Origin of the sequence: Cellulomonas soli, assembly GCF_052036975.1 — a bacterium.
GTDB lineage: Bacteria > Actinomycetota > Actinomycetes > Actinomycetales > Cellulomonadaceae > Cellulomonas > Cellulomonas soli_A.
In genome coordinates, this window is record NZ_JBQIAR010000015.1 from 55,321 (window position 1) to 78,400 (window position 23,080).

The 23,080-nt window shown below is 68.2% G+C and carries 30 protein-coding genes; all 30 read right to left on the reverse strand.

All coding sequences use genetic code 11. The annotated features are described in order from the left end of the window. Position 1: 1 nt before the first annotated feature. Positions 2 to 580: an adenylate kinase gene (locus ACTHAM_RS14730; protein WP_440688780.1), complete on the reverse strand. Its 579-nt coding sequence runs from the start codon at positions 578 to 580 to the stop codon at positions 2 to 4. Next, on the reverse strand, positions 577 to 1,872 hold the full coding sequence (gene secY / locus ACTHAM_RS14735; protein WP_440688782.1) for a preprotein translocase subunit SecY: 1,296 nt from the start codon (positions 1,870 to 1,872) through the stop codon (positions 577 to 579). Before secY ends, ACTHAM_RS14730 begins: the two co-directional genes overlap by 4 nt. A 157-nt stretch (positions 1,873 to 2,029) precedes the next feature. Continuing rightward, positions 2,030 to 2,698, reverse strand: a complete 669-nt coding sequence (gene rplO, locus ACTHAM_RS14740) for a 50S ribosomal protein L15 (protein WP_440688865.1) — start codon at positions 2,696 to 2,698, stop codon at positions 2,030 to 2,032. A gap of 2 nt (positions 2,699 to 2,700) precedes the next feature. Further along, entirely contained in the window at positions 2,701 to 2,883 is a 183-nt protein-coding gene (rpmD, locus tag ACTHAM_RS14745; protein WP_146838591.1) for a 50S ribosomal protein L30, read from the reverse strand. Next, entirely contained in the window at positions 2,883 to 3,533 is a 651-nt protein-coding gene (gene rpsE, locus ACTHAM_RS14750; RefSeq protein WP_146951453.1) for a 30S ribosomal protein S5, read from the reverse strand. The genes rpmD and rpsE overlap by 1 nt, the downstream gene beginning before the upstream one ends. Positions 3,534 to 3,570: 37 nt before the next feature. After that, the gene (rplR, locus tag ACTHAM_RS14755) at positions 3,571 to 3,942 is read right to left on the reverse strand and encodes a 50S ribosomal protein L18 (RefSeq protein ID WP_440688785.1); all 372 of its coding nucleotides are present in this window, start codon (positions 3,940 to 3,942) and stop codon (positions 3,571 to 3,573) included. Between the two features lie 3 nt (positions 3,943 to 3,945). Then, positions 3,946 to 4,485 carry a 50S ribosomal protein L6 gene (rplF, locus tag ACTHAM_RS14760; RefSeq protein ID WP_440688787.1) on the reverse strand — a complete coding sequence of 180 codons (540 nt, stop codon included), beginning with the start codon at positions 4,483 to 4,485 and terminating at the stop codon, positions 3,946 to 3,948. 24 nt (positions 4,486 to 4,509) lie between these two features. After that, positions 4,510 to 4,908, reverse strand: a complete 399-nt coding sequence (gene rpsH / locus ACTHAM_RS14765; RefSeq protein ID WP_440688789.1) for a 30S ribosomal protein S8 — start codon at positions 4,906 to 4,908, stop codon at positions 4,510 to 4,512. 77 nt (positions 4,909 to 4,985) lie between these two features. Then, complete coding sequence (locus ACTHAM_RS14770; RefSeq protein WP_146951457.1) at positions 4,986 to 5,171, reverse strand: type Z 30S ribosomal protein S14; 186 nt, start codon at positions 5,169 to 5,171, stop codon at positions 4,986 to 4,988. A gap of 1 nt (position 5,172) precedes the next feature. After that, on the reverse strand, positions 5,173 to 5,739 hold the full coding sequence (gene rplE / locus ACTHAM_RS14775; protein WP_440688791.1) for a 50S ribosomal protein L5: 567 nt from the start codon (positions 5,737 to 5,739) through the stop codon (positions 5,173 to 5,175). After that, entirely contained in the window at positions 5,739 to 6,080 is a 342-nt protein-coding gene (gene rplX / locus ACTHAM_RS14780) for a 50S ribosomal protein L24 (protein ID WP_440688793.1), read from the reverse strand. The genes rplE and rplX overlap by 1 nt, the downstream gene beginning before the upstream one ends. A 2-nt stretch (positions 6,081 to 6,082) precedes the next feature. After that, a complete protein-coding gene (gene rplN, locus ACTHAM_RS14785; RefSeq protein ID WP_013770175.1) occupies positions 6,083 to 6,451 on the reverse strand; it encodes a 50S ribosomal protein L14 in 369 nt (122 codons plus the stop codon). Between the two features lie 160 nt (positions 6,452 to 6,611). After that, complete coding sequence (gene rpsQ / locus ACTHAM_RS14790) at positions 6,612 to 6,911, reverse strand: 30S ribosomal protein S17 (RefSeq protein ID WP_440688796.1); 300 nt, start codon at positions 6,909 to 6,911, stop codon at positions 6,612 to 6,614. Positions 6,912 to 6,918: 7 nt separating this feature from the next. Next, positions 6,919 to 7,158 (reverse strand): 50S ribosomal protein L29, encoded by a 240-nt coding sequence (gene rpmC, locus ACTHAM_RS14795; protein ID WP_146951461.1) that lies wholly within the window; start codon positions 7,156 to 7,158, stop codon positions 6,919 to 6,921. Beyond that, positions 7,158 to 7,574 (reverse strand): 50S ribosomal protein L16, encoded by a 417-nt coding sequence (gene rplP, locus ACTHAM_RS14800; protein ID WP_146951462.1) that lies wholly within the window; start codon positions 7,572 to 7,574, stop codon positions 7,158 to 7,160. Before rplP ends, rpmC begins: the two co-directional genes overlap by 1 nt. 3 nt (positions 7,575 to 7,577) lie before the next feature. Beyond that, positions 7,578 to 8,417 (reverse strand): 30S ribosomal protein S3, encoded by an 840-nt coding sequence (gene rpsC, locus ACTHAM_RS14805; protein WP_440688799.1) that lies wholly within the window; start codon positions 8,415 to 8,417, stop codon positions 7,578 to 7,580. After that, on the reverse strand, positions 8,417 to 8,794 hold the full coding sequence (gene rplV / locus ACTHAM_RS14810; protein WP_440688801.1) for a 50S ribosomal protein L22: 378 nt from the start codon (positions 8,792 to 8,794) through the stop codon (positions 8,417 to 8,419). Before rplV ends, rpsC begins: the two co-directional genes overlap by 1 nt. A gap of 52 nt (positions 8,795 to 8,846) precedes the next feature. Then, positions 8,847 to 9,128 carry a 30S ribosomal protein S19 gene (gene rpsS, locus ACTHAM_RS14815; RefSeq protein ID WP_146951465.1) on the reverse strand — a complete coding sequence of 94 codons (282 nt, stop codon included), beginning with the start codon at positions 9,126 to 9,128 and terminating at the stop codon, positions 8,847 to 8,849. A 12-nt stretch (positions 9,129 to 9,140) separates the two neighbouring features. After that, complete coding sequence (gene rplB, locus ACTHAM_RS14820) at positions 9,141 to 9,977, reverse strand: 50S ribosomal protein L2 (protein ID WP_440688803.1); 837 nt, start codon at positions 9,975 to 9,977, stop codon at positions 9,141 to 9,143. Positions 9,978 to 10,008: 31 nt separating this feature from the next. Then, positions 10,009 to 10,311 (reverse strand): 50S ribosomal protein L23, encoded by a 303-nt coding sequence (rplW, locus tag ACTHAM_RS14825; RefSeq protein WP_146951467.1) that lies wholly within the window; start codon positions 10,309 to 10,311, stop codon positions 10,009 to 10,011. After that, positions 10,308 to 11,000, reverse strand: a complete 693-nt coding sequence (gene rplD / locus ACTHAM_RS14830) for a 50S ribosomal protein L4 (protein ID WP_440688805.1) — start codon at positions 10,998 to 11,000, stop codon at positions 10,308 to 10,310. Before rplD ends, rplW begins: the two co-directional genes overlap by 4 nt. 5 nt (positions 11,001 to 11,005) lie before the next feature. Then, positions 11,006 to 11,665 (reverse strand): 50S ribosomal protein L3, encoded by a 660-nt coding sequence (gene rplC / locus ACTHAM_RS14835; RefSeq protein WP_440688807.1) that lies wholly within the window; start codon positions 11,663 to 11,665, stop codon positions 11,006 to 11,008. Positions 11,666 to 11,687: 22 nt separating this feature from the next. Beyond that, the gene (gene rpsJ, locus ACTHAM_RS14840) at positions 11,688 to 11,996 is read right to left on the reverse strand and encodes a 30S ribosomal protein S10 (RefSeq protein ID WP_013117879.1); all 309 of its coding nucleotides are present in this window, start codon (positions 11,994 to 11,996) and stop codon (positions 11,688 to 11,690) included. 388 nt (positions 11,997 to 12,384) lie between these two features. Beyond that, positions 12,385 to 13,578, reverse strand: coding sequence for an elongation factor Tu (gene tuf, locus ACTHAM_RS14845; RefSeq protein ID WP_440688809.1), 1,194 nt, complete (start codon positions 13,576 to 13,578; stop codon positions 12,385 to 12,387). Positions 13,579 to 13,702: 124 nt separating this feature from the next. After that, complete coding sequence (gene fusA, locus ACTHAM_RS14850) at positions 13,703 to 15,805, reverse strand: elongation factor G (RefSeq protein WP_440688811.1); 2,103 nt, start codon at positions 15,803 to 15,805, stop codon at positions 13,703 to 13,705. A gap of 116 nt (positions 15,806 to 15,921) precedes the next feature. Next, complete coding sequence (gene rpsG, locus ACTHAM_RS14855) at positions 15,922 to 16,392, reverse strand: 30S ribosomal protein S7 (RefSeq protein WP_146951476.1); 471 nt, start codon at positions 16,390 to 16,392, stop codon at positions 15,922 to 15,924. Continuing rightward, positions 16,392 to 16,763 (reverse strand): 30S ribosomal protein S12, encoded by a 372-nt coding sequence (rpsL, locus tag ACTHAM_RS14860; protein ID WP_013770160.1) that lies wholly within the window; start codon positions 16,761 to 16,763, stop codon positions 16,392 to 16,394. The genes rpsG and rpsL overlap by 1 nt, the downstream gene beginning before the upstream one ends. Positions 16,764 to 17,148: 385 nt before the next feature. Further along, complete coding sequence (locus ACTHAM_RS14865) at positions 17,149 to 17,511, reverse strand: hypothetical protein (RefSeq protein WP_440688813.1); 363 nt, start codon at positions 17,509 to 17,511, stop codon at positions 17,149 to 17,151. After that, positions 17,511 to 18,959: a C2 family cysteine protease gene (locus ACTHAM_RS14870; protein ID WP_440688815.1), complete on the reverse strand. Its 1,449-nt coding sequence runs from the start codon at positions 18,957 to 18,959 to the stop codon at positions 17,511 to 17,513. The genes ACTHAM_RS14865 and ACTHAM_RS14870 overlap by 1 nt, the downstream gene beginning before the upstream one ends. Before the next feature lie 184 nt (positions 18,960 to 19,143). Then, positions 19,144 to 23,013, reverse strand: a complete 3,870-nt coding sequence (locus tag ACTHAM_RS14875) for a DNA-directed RNA polymerase subunit beta' (RefSeq protein ID WP_440688817.1) — start codon at positions 23,011 to 23,013, stop codon at positions 19,144 to 19,146. Positions 23,014 to 23,080 lie beyond the last annotated feature (67 nt).

Genomic DNA, 23,080 nt, shown 5'->3' on the forward strand with positions numbered 1-23,080 from the left:
CTCAGCCGGCGGCACGCTCGATCGCCGCGAGCAGTCGCTCGGTGACCTCGTCCATGGCGCCGATGCCGTCGACCTGCACCAGCAGGCCCCGCGCGGCGTAGACCTGAGAGATCGGAGCCGTCTGCTCGGCGTAGACACCGAGCCGGTGACGGATCACGTCCTCCGTGTCGTCCTCACGGCCCTCGATCGCCGCCCGCTTGAGCAGCCGGTCGGTGACCGCTGCCGGGTCGGCCGTGATCTCGAGGGCGAGGTCCAGCGCCAGCCCAGCCGCCGCGAGGATCGCGTCCAGCTCGGCGACCTGGGCCACGTTGCGCGGGTAGCCGTCGAGCAGGAAGCCCTCGGCGGCGTCCGCCTGCGCCAGGCGGTCCTGCACCATCGCGTTGGTCACGGAGTCCGGGACCAGCTCGCCGCGCGCCGTGTACGCCTGCGCGGTGCGGCCCAGCTCGGTGCCGCCCTTGATGTTCGCGCGGAAGATGTCGCCCGTGGAGATCGCGGGGACGGCAAGCCGCTCGGCCAGACGGGCCGCCTGGGTGCCCTTGCCTGCTCCGGGAGGCCCGAGGAGGACGAGACGTGCGCTCAACGCAAGAACCCTTCGTAGTGCCGCTGCTGCAGCTGGGACTCGATCTGCTTGACCGTCTCCAGACCCACACCGACGACGATGAGGATCGACGAGCCACCGAACGGGATGTTCTGACCGACGCCCAGCACGAGGAACGTGATGGTGGGGATGAGGGCTACCAGAGCCAGATAGATCGACCCGGGCGCGGTGATCCGAGAGATCACGTAGTCGAGGTACTCGGCCGTAGGACGACCGGCGCGGATCCCGGGGATGAAGCCGCCGTACTTCTTCATGTTGTCCGCGACCTCGTCCGGGTTGAACGTGATCGCCGTGTAGAAGTAGCAGAAGAAGATGATCAGCAGCACGTAGAGCGCGATGTGCAGCGGCGAGCTCTGGCTCACCAGGTACCGCTGCACCCAGATCACCCAGCCGGCCGTCTGGTCGGCGAACTGCGCGATCAGGCCGGGGACGGCCAGCAGCGACGAGGCGAAGATCACCGGGATGACACCGGCCATGTTGATCTTGATCGGGATGTAGGTGCTCGAGCCGCCGTACATCTTGCGACCGACCATGCGCTTGGCGTACTGCACGGGCACGCGGCGCTGCGACTGCTCGACGAAGACCACCAGCGCGATGACGAGCACGATGATCGCCAGCACCACGGTGAACTTCATGGCGCCGTTGGCGCCGCCGGCGATCGACCACATGGCCGTCGGGAACGAGGCCGCGATCGAGGTGAAGATCAGCAGCGACATGCCGTTGCCGACGCCGCGCTCCGTGATGAGCTCGCCGAGCCACATGATCAGCCCGGTGCCGGCGGTCATCGTGAGCACCATGATGACCAGCGTCATCCAGTTGTCGTCCGGGATGACGTCCACGGAGCACCCGGTGAACAGCTGGCCGGAGCGCGCGACGGTGATGATGGTCGTCGACTGCAGCACGGCCAGGGCGATCGTGAGGTAACGCGTGTACTGGGTCAGCCGGGCAGTACCCGACTGGCCCTCCTTGTGCAGCTCCTCGAACTTGGGGATCACTACACGCAGCAGCTGGATGATGATGCTCGCCGTGATGTACGGCATGATCCCCAGCGCGAAGACGGACAGCTGGAGCAGCGCACCGCCGCTGAACAGGTTCACCAGCCCGAGCAGGTCGTTGTTCGCCGACTCGTCGATACACGTCTGCACGTTCGGGTAGGAGACGCCCGGCGTCGGCAGGAAGGAGCCGAAGCGGAACACGACCATGATGCCGATCGTGAAGAGCAGCTTGCGCCGCAGGTCGGGCGTCCGGAACGCCCGCACGAATGCGCTGAGCACCTGTCCTCCTGGGCCGCCGCAGCGGCATCTCGTTCGACCGGCGCGTCCCGGTCAGTTCGTCCCGCACGGTGGCGGGCCCCGCCGAACCATAACGGATGGCCGGTGAGAGACGGAAAGGGGCCGGTGGGAACTGTGCCCCACCGGCCCCGTCCTTGGATCAGTCCTGCGCGACGCTCCCGCCGGCAGCCACGATCTTTTCCTTCGCGGACGCGGAGTACGCGTCCACCGCGACGGAGACCTTGACCGTCAGCTCGCCGGTGCCGAGCACCTTGACGGGCTCGCCCTTGCGGACGGCGCCCTTCGCGACCAGGTCGGCGACAGTCACGTCGCCGCCGTCCGGGTACAGCGCCGAGAGCTTGTCCAGGTTGACGACCTGGTACTCGACACGGAACGGGTTCTTGAAGCCGCGGAGCTTGGGCAGCCGCATGTGCAGCGGCATCTGCCCACCCTCGAAGCGGTCCGGCACCTGGTAGCGGGCCTTGGTGCCCTTGGTGCCACGGCCGGCCGTCTTACCCTTCGACGCCTCACCACGACCCACGCGGGTCTTGGCGGTCTTGGCGCCGGGGGCCGGACGCAGGTGGTGCACCTTGAGGGTGCCACCGGCGCCCGGAACGGCGGCGGCCTCGGCGGCCTTCTGGGCCGCCTCCGACTTCGCAGCCTTCTTCGGAGCGGCCTCGGCCTTCGCCGTGGTCGCCTTCTTGGCCGGAGCCTTCTTGGCCGGAGCAGCCTCGGCTGCCTCGGCCGTAGCGGCGGCCTTCTTGGCGGGGGCCTTCTTCGCCGGGGCCTTGACCTCGGCGGCCTCCTCGACCTTCTTCTCGTCGGCCATGGTCACTCGACCTCCTCGACCGCGACAAGGTGCGTCACCGTCTTGACCATGCCGCGGATCTCAGGACGGTCCTCCTTGACGACGACGTCGCCGATCCGCTTGAGGCCCAGGGTGCGCAGCGTGTCGCGCTGGTTCTGCTTGCCGCCGATGGCGGACTTGGTCTGGGTCACCTTCAGACGGGCCATCACGCACCCACCTTCGCTGCCGCAGCCGCAGCCTGGCCCGCCGCCTGGGCGCGCAGCAGCGCGGCCGGGACGACGTGCTCGACCGGAAGGCCACGGCGCGCGGCCACGGCCTCCGGCTGCTCGAGGCCACGCAGGGCCGCGACGGTGGCGTGCACGATGTTGATCGCGTTGGACGAGCCGAGCGACTTGCTCAGCACGTCGTGGATCCCGGCGCACTCCAGCACGGCGCGGACCGGACCACCGGCGATCACACCGGTACCCGGCGAGGCCGGACGCAGGAAGACGACACCGGCAGCGGCCTCACCCTGGATGGGGTGAGGGATGGTGCCCTGGATGCGCGGGACGCGGAAGAAGTTCTTCTTCGCCTCCTCCACACCCTTGGCGATCGCCGCGGGCACCTCCTTGGCCTTGCCGTAGCCGACACCCACGGTGCCGTCGGCGTCGCCCACCACGACCAGCGCGGTGAAGCTGAACCGACGACCACCCTTGACGACCTTGGCCACGCGGTTGATCGTCACGACGCGCTCGACGAACGCGCTCTTCTCGGCGGCGTCGCCGCGCCGCCCGCCGTCACGACGGCCGCCGTCGCGGCGGTCGCCGCCGGTGCCGCCCTGGGCGGCACCGGTGTTGCTGCGCTGAGGAGCAGCCATCAGTGAGTCCTCTTCTTCAGTGCGGAGTTCGTCGTCGTCACAGCGCCAGACCACCCTCGCGGGCACCGTCGGCCACCGCGGCCACCCGGCCGTGGTACTTGTTGCCGCCGCGGTCGAAGACGACCGAGTCGATGCCGGCAGCCTTGGCACGCGCAGCGACGAGCTCGCCGACCTTGCGGGCCTTCGCCGACTTGTCGCCCTCGAGTGCCCGCAGGTCCGCCTCGAGCGTCGACGCCGACGCCACGGTCTGCCCGATGCTGTCGTCGACGACCTGAGCCGTGATGTGCCGGGCGGACCGGGTCACGACCAGGCGCGGACGAACCGCGGAGCCCTGGACCTTCTTGCGCAGGCGCAGGTGACGACGCTTGCGGGCGATGGACTTGCCCTTGCCCTTGATGCTGATCGCCATGGCTTACTTCCCAGCCTTTCCGACCTTGCGGCGCACGTTCTCGCCCGCGTACCGCACACCCTTGCCCTTGTAGGGCTCGGGCTTGCGGATCTTGCGGATGTTCGCTGCGACCTCGCCGACCTGCTGCTTGTCGATGCCCTGGACCGAGAACTTGGTCGGGCCCTCGACTGCGAACGTGATGCCCTCGGGGGCGCTCACGACGACCGGGTGGCTGAAGCCGAGCGCGAACTCGAGGTCCGTGCCCTTCGCCGTCACGCGGTAACCGGTGCCGACGATCTCGAGCTTCTTGGTGTAGCCCTCGGTGACACCCGTGACCAGGTTGGCCAGGAGCGTGCGGGTCAGGCCGTGCAGCGAACGCGAGGCGCGCTCGTCGTCGGGACGGGTGACCGCGAGGGCCCCCGTCTCGTCACGGGTGACCGCGATGGGCGTGGGGATCGTGTGCGTCAGAGTGCCCTTGGGGCCCTTGACCGTCACGAGCGCGCCGTCGATGGTGACGTCGACGCCGGCCGGCACCGGGACGGGGATCCTGCCGATTCGGGACATGGCTGTTCTCCTCTCGTCTCGGGATTACCAGACGTAGGCGAGGACTTCCCCACCCACGCCCTTCTTGGCGGCCTGCTTGTCGGTCAGGAGGCCGGAGGACGTGGACAGGATCGCCACACCCAGGCCGCCGAGCACCTTCGGCAGGTTGGTCGACTTGGCGTACACGCGCAGGCCCGGCTTGGACACGCGCTTGATGCCGGCGAGCGCACGCTCGCGGTTCGGGCCGTACTTCAGCGTGACGACGAGGTTCTTGCCCACAGGGGCGTCCTCCACCGTCCAGCCCGCGATGTAACCCTCGGCCTGGAGGATCTCCGCGATGTGCGACTTGAGCTTCGAGAACGGGATCGTCACCTGGTCGTGGTGCGCCGAGTTCGCGTTGCGCAGACGCGTCAGGAAGTCTGCGATCGGGTCGGTCATGGTCATCGGGCGTCAGCCCTTCCTCGCCGGGGTATCCCTCCCCGCACAGTGCGGGGAGGGACCTACCGACGGTCGTGTGGGTGTTACCAGCTGCTCTTGGTCACGCCGGGCAGCTCACCGCGGTGAGCCATCTCGCGCACGCAGATACGGCACAGGCCGAACTTGCGGTACACCGAGTGCGGACGACCGCAACGCTGGCACCGGGTGTAGGCGCGGACACCGAACTTCGGCTTGGCCGCGGCCTTGTTGATCAGGGCGGTCTTCGCCATGTCAGTTCTCCTTGAAGGGGAAGCCGAGGAGCTTGAGGAACGCGCGTCCCTCAGCGTCGGTGCCGGCCGTGGTCACGACGGTGATGTCCATGCCGCGAACCCGGTCGATCTTGTCCTGGTCGATCTCGTGGAACACGGACTGCTCCACGAGGCCGAAGGTGTAGTTCCCGTTGCCGTCGAACTGCTGCGGCGAGAGGCCACGGAAGTCACGGATGCGGGGCAGAGCCGTCGAGAGCAGACGGTCGAGGAACTCCCAGGCACGGTCGCCACGCAGCGTGACGTGCGCGCCGATCGGCATGCCCTCACGCAGCTTGAACTGGGCGATCGACTTGCGAGCCTTGGTGACCTGCGGCTTCTGACCCGTGATCTGGGTCAGGTCGCGGATCGCACCCTCGATGAGCTTGGAGTCCTTGGCGGCCTCTCCGACACCCATGTTCACGACGACCTTCACCAGGCGCGCGACCTGGTTGATGTTCTCGTGGCCGAACTCCTCGCGGAGCGCGGCACGGATCTCGTCGTTGTACTTGGACTTCAGGCGCGGCAGCGCCGGTGCGGTGATCTCGCTCATCAGATGTCCTTACCGGAGCGCTTGGCGACGCGGACGCGAACCGTCCGGGTGCGGCCGTCACGCTCGACCTGCTCGGTGCGGTAGCCGACCCGGGTGCCCTTCTTGGTCTCCGGGTCCACGAGCATCACGTTGCTGATGTGGATGGGGGCCTCGACGGTCTCGATGCCGCCGGTCCGGGTGCCGCGGGCGGTCTGGCCGGCCTTGACGTGCTTCTGCACGCGCTGGACACCCTCCACCACGACACGCTGGGACTCGACGAGCACCTCGAGGACACGGCCCTGCAGGCCCTTGTCCCGACCCGAGATGACGACGACGAGGTCGCCCTTCTTGATCTTCGCCATGGTCAGAGCACCTCCGGAGCCAGCGAGATGATCTTCATGAACTTCTTGTCGCGCAGCTCGCGACCGACCGGACCGAAGATGCGGGTCCCGCGGGGCTCACCGTCGTTCTTGAGGATGACCGCGGCGTTCTCGTCGAACTTGATGTACGAGCCGTCGGGACGCCGGCGCTCCTTGCGGGTGCGCACGACGACTGCCTTGACGACGTCGCCCTTCTTGACGTTGCCGCCGGGGATGGCGTCCTTCACGGTGGCGACGATCACGTCACCGATCCCGGCGTAGCGACGGCCGGAGCCGCCGAGCACACGGATGCAAAGGATCTCCTTGGCACCCGTGTTGTCGGCGACACGAAGTCGCGACTCCTGCTGAATCATCTGTTGCTCCTGTCGTCTGGCGGGTTCTCACGCCGGGGCGTGAGCCTGGCCGAACGGATAGTTGCCGTGATGCACACGTCGCGTGGGCGCCGGCCGGCAGGTTCTCGCGAGCCTGACCGGACCGGCACCCACGCCCGTGGGCAACTGGGGGTACTGCTGCTTACTTGGCCTTCTCGAGGATCTCGACCAGACGCCACCGCTTGGTGGCCGACAGCGGCCGGGTCTCCATGATGACGACCAGGTCGCCGATGCCGGCGCTGTTCTGCTCGTCGTGGGCCTTGATCTTGCTGCTGCGACGGATGACCTTGCCGTAGAGCGGGTGCTTGACCCGGTCCTCGACCTCGACCACGACGGTCTTGTCCATCTTGTCGCTGACCACGTAGCCGCGCCGCGTCTTGCGGTACGGACGTGCTTCGGTGACCGCGGTGGTGGTCTCCGCGTTCTTCTCGTTGGCGCTCATCGTGACCTCACTCGCTCGCGCTCGGGGCGGTACGGATGCCGAGCTCGCGCTCGCGCAGGATCGTGTAGATCCGGGCGATGTCCTTGCGCACGGCCTTCAGACGCCCGTGGCTCTCGAGCTGGCCCGTCGCCGACTGGAAGCGGAGGTTGAACAGCTCCTCCTTGGCCTTCTTCAGCTCGGCGACCAGCTTCTCGTCGTCGAAGGCGTCCAGCTCGCTGGGAGCCAGATCCTTGGTTCCGATAGCCATCAGTTACCACCCTCGCGAACCACGAAACGGGTCTTCATCGGGAGCTTGTGCTGTGCGCGGCGCATGGCCTCGCGAGCCAGCGGCTCCGGGACGCCGGCGAGCTCGAACATCACTCGACCGGGCTTGACGTTGGCGATCCACCACTCGGGCGAGCCCTTGCCGGAACCCATGCGGGTCTCGGCGGGCTTCTTCGTGAGGGGGCGGTCCGGGTAGATGTTGATCCAGACCTTCCCTCCACGCTTGATGTGGCGGGTCATGGCGATACGAGCAGCCTCGATCTGCCGGTTCGTGACATACGCAGGCTCGAGAGCCTGGATGCCGAACTCACCGAAGGTGATCGACGTACCACCGGTCGCGGCGCCGGAACGCCCGGGGTGGTGCTGCTTGCGGTGCTTCAGCCTGCGCGGGATCAGCACGGCTCAGGCCTCCGTTCCGGTCTCGGTCGCAGCCTCGGCGGCCGGAGCCGCTTCGGGCGCGGTGGCCTCTGCCGGGGCGTCGGACCGCTCGGGGCGACGACCCGCAGTACGCGGGCCGCGGTCGCCACCGCGCTCAGGACGGTCACCGCGCGGGCCACGGGCCGGGCGCGGGGCCTGGCTCGCCTGCTCGCGGGCGAACTCCTTCTCGGTCATGTCGCCCTTGTAGACCCACACCTTGACGCCGATGCGCCCGAAGGTCGTGCGGGCCTCGAAGAAGCCGTAGTCGATGTTGGCGCGGAGCGTGTGCAGCGGCACGCGACCCTCGCGGTAGAACTCCGTGCGGCTCATCTCCGCACCGCCGAGGCGGCCGGAGACCTGCACGCGGATGCCCTTGGCGCCGGCGCGCTGCGCCGACTGGATGCCCTTGCGCATGGCACGACGGAACGACACGCGGCTCGCGAGCTGCTCGGCGATGCCCTGGGCGACCAGCTGAGCCTCGATCTCGGCGTTCTTGACCTCGAGGATGTTCAGCTGGACCTGCTTGCCCGTGAGCTTCTCGAGCTCGCCGCGAATCCGGTCGGCCTCCGCACCACGACGCCCGATGACGATGCCCGGGCGGGCGGTGTGGATGTCGACGCGGACGCGGTCACGCGTGCGCTCGATCTCGACCTTCGCGATGCCCGCGCGCTCCAGACCCGTGCCCATGAGCTTGCGGATCTGCACGTCCTCGCGGACGTAGTCGCGGTACCGCTGACCCGGCTTGGTCGAGTCGGCGAACCAGCGCGAACGGTGGTCGGTCGTGATGCCCAGGCGGTACCCGAGCGGGTTGACCTTCTGTCCCACTAGCGGTTCCCTCCCTTGGTGGCGGCCTTGTCGCGTGCTGCGACGACGACCGTGATGTGGCTCGTACGCTTGAGGATCCGACCGGCGCGACCCTGCGCGCGCGGACGGAACCGCTTCATCGTCGGGCCCTCGTCGACGAAGACCTCAGAGATGTAGAGGTCCTGCTCGTCCAGACGCTCGTTGCTGCGCTTGGCAGTCTCACGAGCGTTCGCGATCGCCGACTCGACGACCTTGAGGACGGTCTCCCCCGCGGCCTGCGGTGCGAACTTCAGCACCGCCACGGCCTCGCCGGCCTGCTTGCCACGGATGAGGTCCACGACGCGCCGGGCCTTCTGGGGCGTGACGCGGACGAACCGCGCCTTCGCCTTGGCTTCCATTGCTGTCCTGCCTTCTGTCTTGTGCCGGAAAGACGTCACCAGCTGACCGAGGTCAGCGGCGACGACCCTTCCGGTCGTCCTTCTCGTGGCCGCGGAAGGTCCGCGTGGGGGCGAACTCGCCGAGCTTGTGGCCGACCATCGACTCGGTGACGAACACCGGGGCGTGCTTGCGACCGTCGTGCACGGCGAACGTGTGACCGAGGAAGTCCGGCGTGATGACCGAACGACGCGACCACGTCTTGATGACGTTCTTGGTCCCTGCCTCGTTCTGGACGTCGACCTTCTTCTGCAGGTGACCGTCGACGAACGGGCCCTTCTTCAGGCTGCGTGGCATCTCAGGCTCCTATCAGCGCTTCTTGCCGGTGCGCCGACGGCGCACGATGAGCTTGTCGCTCGGCTTGTTCGGACGACGGGTACGGCCCTCAGGCTGACCCCACGGGCTGACCGGGTGGCGACCACCGGAGGTCTTGCCCTCACCACCACCGTGCGGGTGGTCGATCGGGTTCATCGCGACACCGCGGACGGTCGGACGCTTGCCCTTCCAGCGCATGCGTCCGGCCTTGCCCCAGTTGATGTTCGACTGCTCGGCGTTGCCGACCTCGCCGATCGTCGCGCGGCAGCGCAGGTCGACGTTGCGGATCTCGCCGGACGGCATACGCAGCTGGGCGTAGGGGCCGTCCTTGGCGACGAGCTGCACCGATGCGCCGGCCGAACGGGCGATCTTCGCGCCGCCACCGGGCTTGAGCTCGATGGCGTGGATGACCGTACCGGTCGGGATGTTGCGCAGCGGCAGGTTGTTGCCCGGCTTGATGTCGGCACCGGCACCGGCCTCGACGACATCGCCCTGCGACAACTTGTTCGGCGCGATGATGTAGCGCTTCTCGCCGTCCGCGTAGTGCAGGAGCGCGATGCGCGCCGTGCGGTTGGGGTCGTACTCGATGTGCGCGACCTTGGCCGGCACACCGTCCTTGTCGTGGCGACGGAAGTCGATGACGCGGTACGCACGCTTGTGACCGCCACCCTGGTGGCGGGTCGTCACACGACCGGTGGAGTTGCGTCCACCCGTCTTGTGCAGCGGGCGCACGAGCGACTTCTCCGGCTGCGAGCGCGTGATCTCGACGAAGTCGGCGACCGACGAGCCACGACGGCCCGGCGTCGTCGGCTTGTACTTACGGATTCCCATGGGGACTAGTCCTCTTCTGCTCTCGGGCCGCTCAGCCGACCGGTCCGCCGAAGATGTCGATCGTGCCCTCGCGGAGGGTGACGATCGCACGCTTCGTGTCCTTGCGGCGGCCGATGCCGAACCGGGTCCGACGGGCCTTGCCCTGACGGTTCGCGGTGTTGACCGAGTCGACCTTGACGCCGAAGACCTGCTCGACGGCGATCTTGATCTCGGTCTTGTTCGCCCGCGGGTCGACGAGGAAGGTGTACTTCCCCTCGTCGAGCAGGCCGTAGCTCTTCTCCGAGACGACCGGCGCGATCAGGATGTCGCGGGGGTCCTTACCGACGGCGGTCACTTGGTCTCCTCCTGCGCCTCGGACTCGGTGGCGACAGCAGTAGCACCGCGACCCTTGGTCGGGCCGGCGAGGAACGCGTCGAGCGCGCCCTGCGTGAAGACCACGTCGTCCGAGATCAGCACGTCGTACGTGTTGAGCTGGTCGGCGACGAGCAGGTGGACCCGCTCGACGTTGCGCAGCGACTTCCACGTGATCTCGTCGGAGCGCTCGACCACGACCAGGACGTTCTTGCGGCCCGACAGGTTGTCGAGCACGGCCAGAGCGGACTTGGTCGACGGCGCGGCGCCCGGGGCGAACCCGGAGACGACGTGCACGCGGCCGGCACGGGCGCGGTCCGAGAGAGCACCGCGGAGCGCCGCGGCCTTCATCTTCTTCGGGGTCCGCTGGCTGTAGTCGCGCGGGGTGGGGCCGTGGACGACGCCACCGCCGGCGAACTGCGGCGCACGGGTCGAGCCCTGACGGGCGCGGCCGGTGCCCTTCTGCTTGTACGGCTTCTTGCCGCCACCGCGGACCTCACCACGCGACTTGGTGTCGTGGGTGCCCTGGCGCGCCGCGGCGAGCTGGGCGACGACGACCTGGTGGATCAGCGGGACGTTCGTCTGCACGTCGAAGACGTCACCGGGCAGGTCGGCCGTACCGGCCTTCTTGCCCTGGGCGTCCAGGACGTCGACGGTCAGCGTGTCGCTCATGCGGTTCACGCCCCCTTCGATGCGGACCGCACCACGACGACGCCACCCTTGGGGCCCGGGACCGCGCCCTTGACGAGCAGCAGACCCTTCTCGACGTCGACCGCGTGCACGGTCAGGTTCTGAGTGGTCTGGCGGTCGACACCCATGCGACCGGCCATGCGCAGGCCCTTGAACACGCGCGACGGGGTCGATGCCCCACCGATCGAGCCAGGCTTGCGGTGGTTGCGGTGCGAACCGTGGGAGGCCGAGACGCCCTTGAAGCCGTGACGCTTCATGACACCTGCGGTGCCCTTGCCCTTGGTCGTACCGATGACGTCCACCACGGCGCCGGCCTCGAAGGCTGCTGCCGTGATCTCCTGCCCGAGCGTGTACTCGGCGGCGTCGGACGTACGGATCTCGGCCACGTGCCGGCGGGGGGTGACCCCGGCCTTCTCGAAGTGGCCCTTGAGCGGCTTGGTGACCTTGCGCGGGTCGATCTGGCCGTAGGCCAGCTGCACCGCGGCGTAGCCGTCGCTCTCAGCGGAGCGCACCTGGGTGACGACGTTCGTGCCGACCGAGACGACGGTGACCGGGACGAGACGACCGTTGTCGTCCCACACCTGGGTCATGCCGAGCTTCGTGCCGAGCACCGCCGTGACGGGGCGCGCGTTCTGCTGGGTAACCATGAAGATCAGTTCCTTCCCAGCGTCAGAGCTTGATCTCGATGTTCACGTCCGCAGGCAGGTCGAGACGCATGAGCGAGTCGACGGCCTTCGGCGTGGGGTCGATGATGTCGATCAGCCGCTTGTGCGTGCGCATCTCGAAGTGCTCGCGGCTGTCCTTGTACTTGTGGGGCGACCGGATGACGCAGAAGACGTTCTTCTCCGTCGGCAACGGCACCGGACCCACGACCGACGCACCAGCGCGAGTCACCGTGTCGACGATCTTGCGCGCCGAGCTGTCGATGACCTCGTGGTCGTAGGACTTGAGCCGGATGCGGATCTTCTGTCCCGCCATGGCGTCGTCTACTTCCTTCTTCTCGAACCGGTCCATCCGACCCCCGCACTCGGGCGTGTCGCGTTGCGCGACGCACTCTTGCGCTGCGTACCGTTCCCGGCACGGGGTGGTTGGCTGCAGTGGGACCCCGCCCCACGGATCACTCCGCGGGTTCGTGGAGCCCTCCACGTTTTCCCTGCCCTTCGTCCCAGCAGGCGCACGACGGCACCCGCCCGCGATGGGCAACCTGAACAGTGTGCCAGACGGCCGCCGAATACTCCAACTCGCGGCTCGTGGCCGCCCCGTCCGGCCTACGGCGAAGGGCCCGGGCTCCGCGGTGTGCGGTGCCCGGGCCCTTGCCGGAACCCGTCCTAGGACAGGTCTGCGATCGTGCCCCGCGGGGCGGTGATCACTTGATGATCTTGATGACCCGGCCCGAGCCGACGGTGCGGCCACCCTCACGGATGGCGAAGCCGAGGCCCTCCTCCATGGCGATGGGCTGGATCAGCGTCACCGAGATCTCGGTGTTGTCGCCGGGCATGACCATCTCGGTGCCCTCGGGCAGCGTGATGACACCGGTGACGTCCGTCGTCCGGAAGTAGAACTGGGGACGGTAGTTGCCGTAGAACGGGTTGTGACGGCCACCCTCGTCCTTGGCCAGGATGTAGACCTGGCCCTCGAACTCGGTGTGCGGCGTGATCGAACCCGGCTTGACGACGACCTGGCCGCGCTCGACCTCCTCGCGCTTCGTGCCGCGCAGGAGCAGACCGACGTTCTCGCCGGCCTCGGCGTAGTCGAGCAGCTTGCGGAACATCTCGACGCCGGTGACCGTGGTCTTGATCGCCTTCTCCTTGATACCGACGATCTCCACCTCCTCGTTCACCTTGAGCGAGCCACGCTCGACACGACCGGTGACGACCGTGCCACGGCCGGTGATCGTGAAGACGTCCTCGATCGGCATGAGGAACGGCTTGTCGATGTCGCGCACCGGGTCCGGCACGTTCTCGTCGACGGCGTCCAGCAGGTCCTCGACGGACTTGACCCAGACCGGGTCGCCCTCGAGCGCCTTCAGGCCGGAGACGCGCACGACCGGCACGTCGTCGCCCGCGAAGCCCTGCGACGTGAGGAGCTCGCGCACCTCCATCTCGACGAGGTCCAGGATCTCCTCGTCGTCGACCATGTCGGTCTTGTTCAGCGCGACGAGCAGGTACGGGACGCCGACCTGACGGGCGAGCAGCACGTGCTCACGCGTCTGGGCCATCGGGCCGTCGGTGGCCGCGACCACGAGGATGGCGCCGTCCATCTGCGCCGCACCCGTGATCATGTTCTTGATGTAGTCGGCGTGACCGGGGGCGTCGACGTGCGCGTAGTGACGCTTCTCGGTCTGGTACTCGACGTGCGCGATGTTGATCGTGATACCGCGCTGCTTCTCCTCAGGCGCCTTGTCGATCTCGTCGAACGGCGTGAAGGGGTTCAGGTCGGGGTACTTGTCGTGCAGCACCTTCGAGATCGCGGCGGTCAGCGTCGTCTTGCCGTGGTCGACGTGGCCGATGGTCCCGATGTTGACGTGCGGCTTCGTCCGCTCGAACTTCGCCTTGCCCACTGGGTGTCCTCCTCAGGACTGGTAGAGATTGCCGGACGACTGCAGGTGCCGCGAGGGTACCTGCTGGACGTGCGGTCCTACGGGTCGGGTTGTTGCGTGGAACTACAGGGTTCGACCTGTGGGACTACTCGCCCCGGGTCTTCTTGATGATCTCGTCGGCAACGTTCCGAGGAACCTCGGCGTAGCTGTCGAACTGCATCGAGTACACCGCACGACCCTGGGTCTTGGACCGCAGGTCGCCGACGTACCCGAACATCTCGGAGAGAGGAACCTGGGCGCGGATCACCTTCACGCCCGTGGCGTCCTCCATGGACTGGATCATGCCGCGGCGCGAGTTCAGGTCGCCGATGACATCACCCATGTAGTCCTCGGGGGTACGGACCTCGACCGCCATGATCGGCTCGAGCAGAGCCGGGTCGGCCTTGCGGACCGCTTCCTTGAGGATCATCGAACCGGCGATCTTGAACGCCATCTCCGAGGAGTCGACGTCGTGCGACGCGCCGTCGAGCAGGATCGCCTTGACACCGACCAGCGGGAAGCCCGCCAGCACGCCCAGCTGCATCGCGCTCTGGATACCGGCGTCGACGGACGGGATGTACTCGCGCGGGATACGGCCACCGGTGACCTTGTTCTCGAACTCGTACAGCTCGCCCTCGGCCGGGTCCAGCGGCTCGAAGGTCATCTGCACCTTCGCGTACTGACCCGAACCACCGGTCTGCTTCTTGTGCGTGTAGTCGATCTTCTCGACCGCACGACGGATGGTCTCGCGGTAGGCCACCTGCGGCTTGCCGACGTTCGCCTCGACCTTGAACTCGCGACGCATGCGGTCCACGAGGATGTCGAGGTGGAGCTCGCCCATGCCGCCGATGACGGTCTGGCCGGTCTCCTCGTCGAGCTTGACCCGGAACGTCGGGTCCTCCTCGGCGAGCTTCTGGATGGCCAGGGAGAGCTTCTCCTGGTCGCCCTTGGTCTTCGGCTCGATCGCCACGTCGATGACGGGCTCCGGGAAGGTCATCGACTCCAGGACCACCGGGGCGTCCAGGGCGCACAGGGTGTCACCGGTGGTGACGTCCTTGAGGCCGATGAACGCGTAGATGTGGCCGGCCGTGGCGTCCTCGACAGGGTTCTCCTTGTTGGAGTGCATCTGGAAGAGCTTCCCGATGCGCTCCTTCTTGCCCTTGGTCGAGTTGAGCACCTGGGCGCCCTGCGCGACCTTGCCGGAGTAGACCCGGACGTAGGTCAGCTTGCCGAAGAACGGGTGCGAGGCGACCTTGAACGCCAGGGCCGAGAACGGCTCCGTCGCGTCGGGGTGGCGCTCGACGACGATCTCCTCGTCGCGCACGTCGTGGCCCTGCACGGCGGGGACGTCGAGCGGCGTCGGCAGGTAGTCGATGACGGCGTCGAGCATGGGCTGCACGCCCTTGTTCTTGAACGCCGAGCCGCACAGGACCGGGTAGGCCTCCGAGGCGACGGTGAGCTTACGGATGCCGGCCTTGATCTCCTCGACCGTCAGGTCCTCGCCCGCGAGGTACTTCTCGAGCAGCGACTCGTCCGTCTCGGCGACCGCCTCGATGAGCTCCGCGCGGTACTGCGCGGCCTTCTCGACCAGGTCGGCCGGGATCTCCTCGATCTCGTACTTCTCGCCGAGGGCGGTCTCGCCGCGCCACACCAGGGCGCGCTGCTCGACCAGGTCCACGACACCGATGAAGTCGTTCTCGGCACCGATGGGCAGCTGGATGACCAGCGGCTTGGCCTTGAGGCGGTTCACGATCGTGTCGACCGTGAAGTAGAAGTCCGCGCCGAGCTTGTCCATCTTGTTGACGAAGCAGATGCGGGGGACGTCGTACTTGTCGGCCTGACGCCAGACGGTCTCCGACTGGGGCTCGACCCCCTCCTTGCCGTCGAACACCGCGACGGCGCCGTCGAGGACGCGCAGCGAGCGCTCGACCTCGACCGTGAAGTCGACGTGGCCCGGGGTGTCGATGATGTTGATCTGGTTGTTCTTCCAGTAGCAGGTCGTCGCGGCCGACGTGATCGTGATGCCGCGCTCCTGCTCCTGCTCCATCCAGTCCATCGTCGAGGCGCCGTCGTGCGTCTCACCGATCTTGTAGTTGACCCCGGTGTAGAACAGGATCCGCTCGGTGGTCGTCGTCTTGCCGGCATCGATGTGGGCCATGATGCCGATGTTGCGGACCTTCGTGAGGTCCGTGAGCACGTCCAGTGCCACGAGTGTTGCCCCTTGTCGGTTGGCGGTTCGGGTGGCGCCGCCGGTCCGGTCCGCGCAGGGCCCCGAAGGGCTCCTGGGATCGCGGACCGGCGGCGCAGACGCCCTTGGTGCCGGTCTTACCAGCGGTAGTGCGCGAAGGCCTTGTTCGACTCGGCCATCTTGTGCATGTCCTCACGACGCTTCACCGCGGCACCCAGGCCGTTGGAGGCGTCGAGGATCTCGTTCATGAGGCGCTCGGTCATGGTCTTCTCACGGCGAGCACGCGAGTAGTCGGTGAGCCAGCGCAGGGCCAGGGTCGTCTGGCGGACCGGACGGACCTCGACGGGCACCTGGTAGGTGGCGCCACCGACGCGGCGCGAACGCACCTCGAGCGAGGGACGCACGTTGTCGAGCGCGCGCTTGAGCACGACGACCGGGTCGCCCTGCGTCTTCTCACGCACACCCTCGAGGGCGCCGTAGACGATCGACTCGGCGACCGACTTCTTGCCGTCGAGCAGCACCTTGTTGATCAGCTGCGTGACGACCGGGGACCCGTAGACCGGGTCGACGATGAGCGGCCGCTTCGGGGCCGGACCCTTGCGAGGCATCAGCCCACCTTCTTCGCGCCGTAGCGGCTACGCGCCTGCTTGCGGTTCTTGACGCCCTGCGTGTCGAGGGCGCCACGGACGATCTTGTAGCGGACACCGGGCAGGTCCTTCACACGGCCGCCGCGCACGAGCACGATCGAGTGCTCCTGCAGGTTGTGGCCGACACCCGGGATGTACGCGGTGACCTCGACCTGGCTGGACAGACGCACGCGGGCCACCTTGCGGAGGGCCGAGTTCGGCTTCTTGGGGGTCGTGGTGTAGACGCGGGTGCACACACCGCGTCGCTGGGGGGAGCCCTTGAGGGCAGGCGTCTTCGACTTGTTCGTCTTCGCCTGCCGGCCCTTGCGGACCAGCTGCTGGATCGTAGGCACTACGTCTCCGTCTGTTGATGATCTCTGGTCGACCGGACCCGTCACCCAGGACGGCCGGCATGATCCGGATCGTCGCCCGTCGCGCGACTACCCCGAGGCCTTTCCTCCCGCACCGACCCCCGCGCCCGGGCGTGTCGTCCCCGTCCCCGCTGCGGACCGTCCAAGCATGACCTGGGCGAACCGCGACGGCGGTGGGGAACCACCCGGTGCCTCCGCGTCCTGCCGCCTCCGCGAGGGAGGGACATGGACCGGGTGCACGCGCGAGAGCCCGACGGCGCGGGCACGGTGTCCTACGTTACCTGGCCCTCCGGGGGGCGTCAAAGAGAGGAGGCGCACACCGCCGCCGCGCAGATCGCCCCGCTCACCACGGAGCCGGACGCGGGGATCAGGTGCCCGGCACGACCCAGGCGAAGCTCGCCGACCCACCCGGCGCAGCGTCGCCGTCGTCCTCGTGCACCGAGACGAGCTCGAACTCCTGCCCCATGACGGTGGCGGTCTCCCCCACCGTCAGGTCGGCGCTCTCGGCCGGGCCGGAGCCGCTGCGCACTGACAGCGCGATGCTGTCGTCCCAGATGTTGCTCGCGATCACCGTCAGATCACCGACAGGGGTCGGGACGTTCTCCCGCAGCATCACCGCGCCGGGGGGCGACGACGGTGCGGGCTCGGGCTCACCCCCGCAGCCCGTCAGCGCAAGCCCTGCGACGACCGTCGCCGTCGCGAGGGCGGCCATGCGGGACCAGCGTGACATCAGCTCACCTCGTTGGTGTCGACCTGGCGGAAGGCGCGGACGAAGTCGTCGTAGGCCATCGTGATCGGCGGGTAACCGGCGATCCCCCACGGGTTGACGACGGTCACGGTGCCGTTCGAGACATCGACGGACTGCAGGTAGTACGCATGGTTCGCGTGCAGCCGGTCGTCGCCCTTGTCCGACTGATAGTACGGGCTGGTCTTTGCATCACCGGTCGTCAAGGACGACAGGCCCACGGCACCCCCGTCGTCCAGCACCTGCGCCAGCTCCGAGATGCCCAGCTCATCCACGTCGTGGCTCTGCGACGCGCGCCCCGTCAACAGCGTCAGCCCGTCCTTGGGCCAGCCGCCCTCGATGTCCTCGTAGTCGCCGTACTGCAGCGCGAGGGCCTTCTCGAGCACCATCGGCCACAGCTCGTAGGGCGGGTCGCCACCGTCGTTGGCGGCGAAGGCCGGAGAGCCGTCAGGCATGAGGACCATCTCCGGTGTCACCGTCACGTCGACGGCCTGCCCGTCCGGGTAGAGCCGGACCGTGTACGTGCCGTTCGCGTTCACCGTGATCGCCTCTCGGATCACGTCCGGATCCGCCTGCGCCACCGCCATCATCGACATCATGTACCAGCAGTCGCCGATGTAGCCCTGGGAGACATCCGTCGCACTGGCGGTCCCGACGAACAGCTCGTGGTCCAGCTCGCCGTACTCGGCGACGTTCGCCGGGCTCGACGGGTCGTCGCGCGCGCCATCACCACCGACCCCCGAGAACGACGGCTGCAGCTCGTCCGTGAACGTGGCCAGCCGGTCGAGCGTGACCTTGTCGGCGGACGAGGCGAACAGCTCCCACAGCTCGCGACGCTCACCCCGGTCCCAACCCCCGCCCCACCAACCGTCGTCGAGCTCGTCGACCCACGCGCGCAGCTCGTCGTCCGACATCTGCGCGACCAGCGCGTCCAGCTCGGGACCCGAGAGGTTCTGCACGGCCGTCATCGCGTCGCGCAGGTCACCGCCGCGAACGCCGAACCACCCACCCTGCAGCGCGTCGCGCAGGTCGTCGAGCGCGTCCGCGACGCGCTCCTCGTCGACCGGGTCGGAGGTGCCCGTTGCGTTGGCGTAGCGAGTCGCATCCGACAGGGCGTCCTGGCCGGCACCCGCACCGTCGCCGGAGACCTCCGCCCCGCCGGCCCCGGGCCGCTGCGCCTGCGGTGCGCCGTCGTCCGGCCCACCGGCGTCGTAGACGGTGGGGACCTCGGGTCCGCCGCAGGTCCCGGCCTGGCTGACCACCGCCTGCAGCCGGCAGGCCACCTGCGTGCCCAGGTCGAACCGCACGACCGCAGTGACCAGACCCGCCACGAGCAGCGCGACGACCACCACCACGCCGAGGTACTCGAGCGCGCCCGCCCCGCGCTCACGCCCGCTCCCCGCGGACGTCTCAGCCCTGCGACCCGTCACCATCGCACCAGGCTGGCCGAGCCTGCATCCGTCCCGATGGGCCCGGGTGCCCAGCGTCGGGCCCTACCGGATGGGCCCCGACCCACCCGGGCGGACCCACCCCGCCCACCGACGCCGACGGGGGCCCACCGGTGTCCCGGTGAGCCCCCGTGCGGGGTGCGGCAGACGCCGCGTCAGGCCGTCGAGATCAGCGGAAGTCGCCGAAGTCGATGTCCTCGAGCGGGATCGCCTCGCCCGAGCCGAGGCCCAGGGCGGGGAAGTCGATCTCGTCGTAGCCGAACGTCGGGTACAGCTCCGACTTGGCCTCCTCCGTCGGCTCCACCGTGATGTTGCCGTAGCGGGGCAGACCGGTGCCGGCAGGGATCAGCTTGCCGAGGATGACGTTCTCCTTCAGGCCGAGCAGCGGGTCCGAACGACCCGACATGGCGGCCTCGGTGAGCACGCGCGTCGTCTCCTGGAAGGAGGCGGCCGACAGCCACGAGTCCGTCGCGAGCGACGCCTTCGTGATGCCCATCAGCTCCGGACGACCGGCCGCGGGCTGAGCGCCCTCGGACACGGCCTTGCGGTTCGCGTCCTCGAAGCGACCCCGCTCGGCCAGCTCGCCGGGCAGCAGACCCGTCTCGCCGGAGTCGAGCACGGTCACGCGGCGCAGCATCTGCCGCACGATGACCTCGATGTGCTTGTCGTGGATGTCCACGCCCTGCGAGCGGTAGACGTCCTGCACCTCGTCGACCAGGTGCTTCTGCGTGGCACGCGGGCCGAGGATGCGCAGCACCTTCTTCGGGTCGACCGCACCCTGGACCAGCTGGGTGCCGACCTCGACGTGGTCGCCGTCCGCGATCAGCAGGCGCGAACGCTTGGTGATCGGGTAGGCGATCTCCTCCGAGCCGTCGTCCGGCGTCAGGACGATGCGCCGCGAACGGTCACCCTCCTCGATCGCGATGCTGCCCGAGAACTCGGCGATCGGCGCCTCACCCTTGGGGGTACGGGCCTCGAAGAGCTCCTGGACACGCGGCAGACCCTGCGTGATGTCGTCGGCCGAGGCCACACCACCGGTGTGGAAGGTACGCATCGTCAGCTGCGTACCGGGCTCACCGATCGACTGGGCCGCGATGATGCCGACGGCCTCGCCGATGTCGACGAGCTTGCCGGTGGCCAGCGAACGCCCGTAGCACTTGGCGCACGTACCGACACGCGACTCGCAGGTCAGGACCGAACGGATCTTCAGCTGCGTGACACCCGCCGCGAGCAGCGCGTCCAGCAGGACGTCGCCGACGTCGTCCCCGGCGTTGCCGACGACCTCGCCACCGATCTCCACGTCGGAGGCCAGCGTGCGCGAGTAGACGCTCGTCTCGACCTTGTCGTGGCGACGCAGCGCACCGTCCGGACCCGGGACGCCGATCGGCATCGTCAGGCCGCGCTCGGTACCGCAGTCCTCCTCGCGGACGATGACGTCCTGCGAGACGTCCACCAGACGACGAGTCAGGTAGCCCGAGTCGGCGGTCCGCAGAGCGGTGTCCGCCAGACCCTTACGAGCACCGTGCGTCGCGATGAAGTACTCCAGGACGGAGAGGCCCTCGCGGTAGTTCGCCTTGATCGGGCGAGGGATGATCTCGCCCTTCGGGTTGGCGACCAGACCACGCATACCGGCGATCTGCCGGACCTGCATCCAGTTACCACGTGCGCCCGAGCCGACCATCTTGTAGACGGTGTTCTGCTTCGGGAAGTTCGAGCGCATGGCCTCGGCGACCTTGTCCGTGGCCTGGGTCCAGATCTCGATGAGCTCCTGGCGGCGCTCGTCGTCGGTGATCAGGCCCTTCTCGTACTGGCCCTGGACCTTCGCGGCACGACCCTCGTGCTCCTCGAGGATGCCCTTCTTCGCCGCGGGCGTGGCCACGTCGGAGATGGAGATCGTCACGCCGGAACGGGTGGCCCAGCGGAAGCCGGCCTCCTTGAGCGCGTCGAGGGACGCCGCGACGGCGACCTTCGGGTACCGCTCGGCCAGGTCGTTGACGATGACCGACAGGCGCTTCTTGTCGACCACACCGTTCTCGTACGGGTAGTCGACCGGCAGCAGCTCGTTGAACAGCGCACGACCCAGGGTCGTCTCGAACAGCAGCGTCTGACCCTCGGACCAGCCCTCGGGCGCGTCGCCCTCGGCGAGCACCAGGTCGTCGAAGCGGATCTTCACCACGGCGTTGAGGTCCAGGGTGCCCTGGTCGAACGCCATGATCGCCTCGGACACCGAGCTGAACGCCCGGCCGGCGCCCTTCGGCTCGTCCTTGTCCATCGTCAGGTGGTACAGGCCGATGATCATGTCCTGCGAGGGCATGGTCACCGGACGGCCGTCCGACGGCTTGAGGATGTTGTTGCTCGAGAGCATGAGGATGCGGGCCTCGGCCTGCGCCTCCGCGCTCAGGGGAAGGTGCACGGCCATCTGGTCACCGTCGAAGTCGGCGTTGAACGCCGCGCAGACGAGCGGGTGCAGGTGGATCGCCTTGCCCTCGACCAGCTGGGGCTCGAACGCCTGGATACCCAGACGGTGCAGCGTGGGTGCGCGGTTCAGCAGCACCGGGTGCTCGGTGATGACCTCCTCGAGCACGTCCCACACGACCGGGCGGGCACGCTCGACCATGCGCTTGGCCGACTTGATGTTCTGCGCGTGGTTCAGGTCGACCAGACGCTTCATCACGAACGGCTTGAAGAGCTCGAGAGCCATCTGCTTGGGCAGACCGCACTGGTGCAGCTTGAGCTGCGGGCCGACCACGATGACCGAACGGCCCGAGTAGTCGACACGCTTGCCGAGCAGGTTCTGACGGAAACGACCCTGCTTGCCCTTGAGCATGTCCGAGATGGACTTCAGCGGGCGGTTGCCCGGGCCCGTCACCGGACGACCACGACGACCGTTGTCGAACAGCGAGTCGACGGCCTCCTGGAGCATCCGCTTCTCGTTGTTGACGATGATCTCCGGCGCGCCCAGGTCCAGGAGCCGCTTGAGGCGGTTGTTCCGGTTGATGACGCGGCGGTACAGGTCGTTCAGGTCCGAGGTGGCGAACCGGCCACCGTCGAGCTGCACCATCGGGCGCAGGTCCGGCGGGATGACCGGGACGGCGTCCAGGACCATGCCCGTGGGCGAGTTGCTCGTGGTGAGGAACGCGTTGACGACCTTCAGACGCTTGAGGGCACGCGTCTTGCGCTGGCCCTTGCCCGTCCGGATGATCTCGCGCAGCGACTCCGACTCGGCCTCCAGGTCGAACGCCTGCAGGCGCTTCTGGATGGCCTGGGCGCCCATGGAGCCCTCGAAGTAGTTGCCGTAGCGGTCCTGCAGCTGGCGGTAGAGCATCTCGTCGCCCTCGAGGTCCGCGACCTTGAGGTTCTTGAAACGGTCCCAGACCGTCTCGAGGCGCTCGAGCTCGAGGTCGGCACGCTTGCGCAGCTGAGCCATCTCGCGCTCGGCCGAGTCGCGCACCTTGCGGCGGGCGTCGGCCTTGGCACCCTCGGCCTCCAGCTCGGCCAGGTCGGCCTCGAGCTTGGCGGCGCGGGTGTTGATGTCGTTGTCGCGGCGGTCCGCGATCTCCTTCTTCTCCAGGTCGATCTCGTTCTGGAGGTTGGGGAGGTCCTCGTGCCGGCCGTCGACGTCGACCCACGTGATCATGTAGGCCGCGAAGTAGATGACCTTCTCGAGGTCCTTCGGGGCCAGGTCCAGCAAGTAGCCCAGACGCGAGGGCACGCCCTTGAAGAACCAGATGTGGGTGACGGGGGCGGCGAGCTCGATGTGGCCCATCCGCTCACGGCGGACCTTCGAACGGGTCACCTCGACGCCGCAGCGCTCGCAGATGATGCCCTTGAAGCGCACGCGCTTGTACTTGCCGCAGTAGCACTCCCAGTCCCGGGTGGGACCGAAGATCTTCTCGCAGAACAGGCCATCCTTCTCCGGCTTCAGGGTCCGGTAGTTGATGGTCTCGGGCTTCTTCACCTCACCGTGCGACCAGGCACGGATGTCGTCGGCCGTGGCCAGACCGATGCGCAGCTCGTCGAAGACGTTGACGTCGAGCAAGGGGGGTCCTACTTCCTTCGCTTGCCGGGGGCGGCGAACCCGCCGGCGGGATGGAGTGTCACAAGGG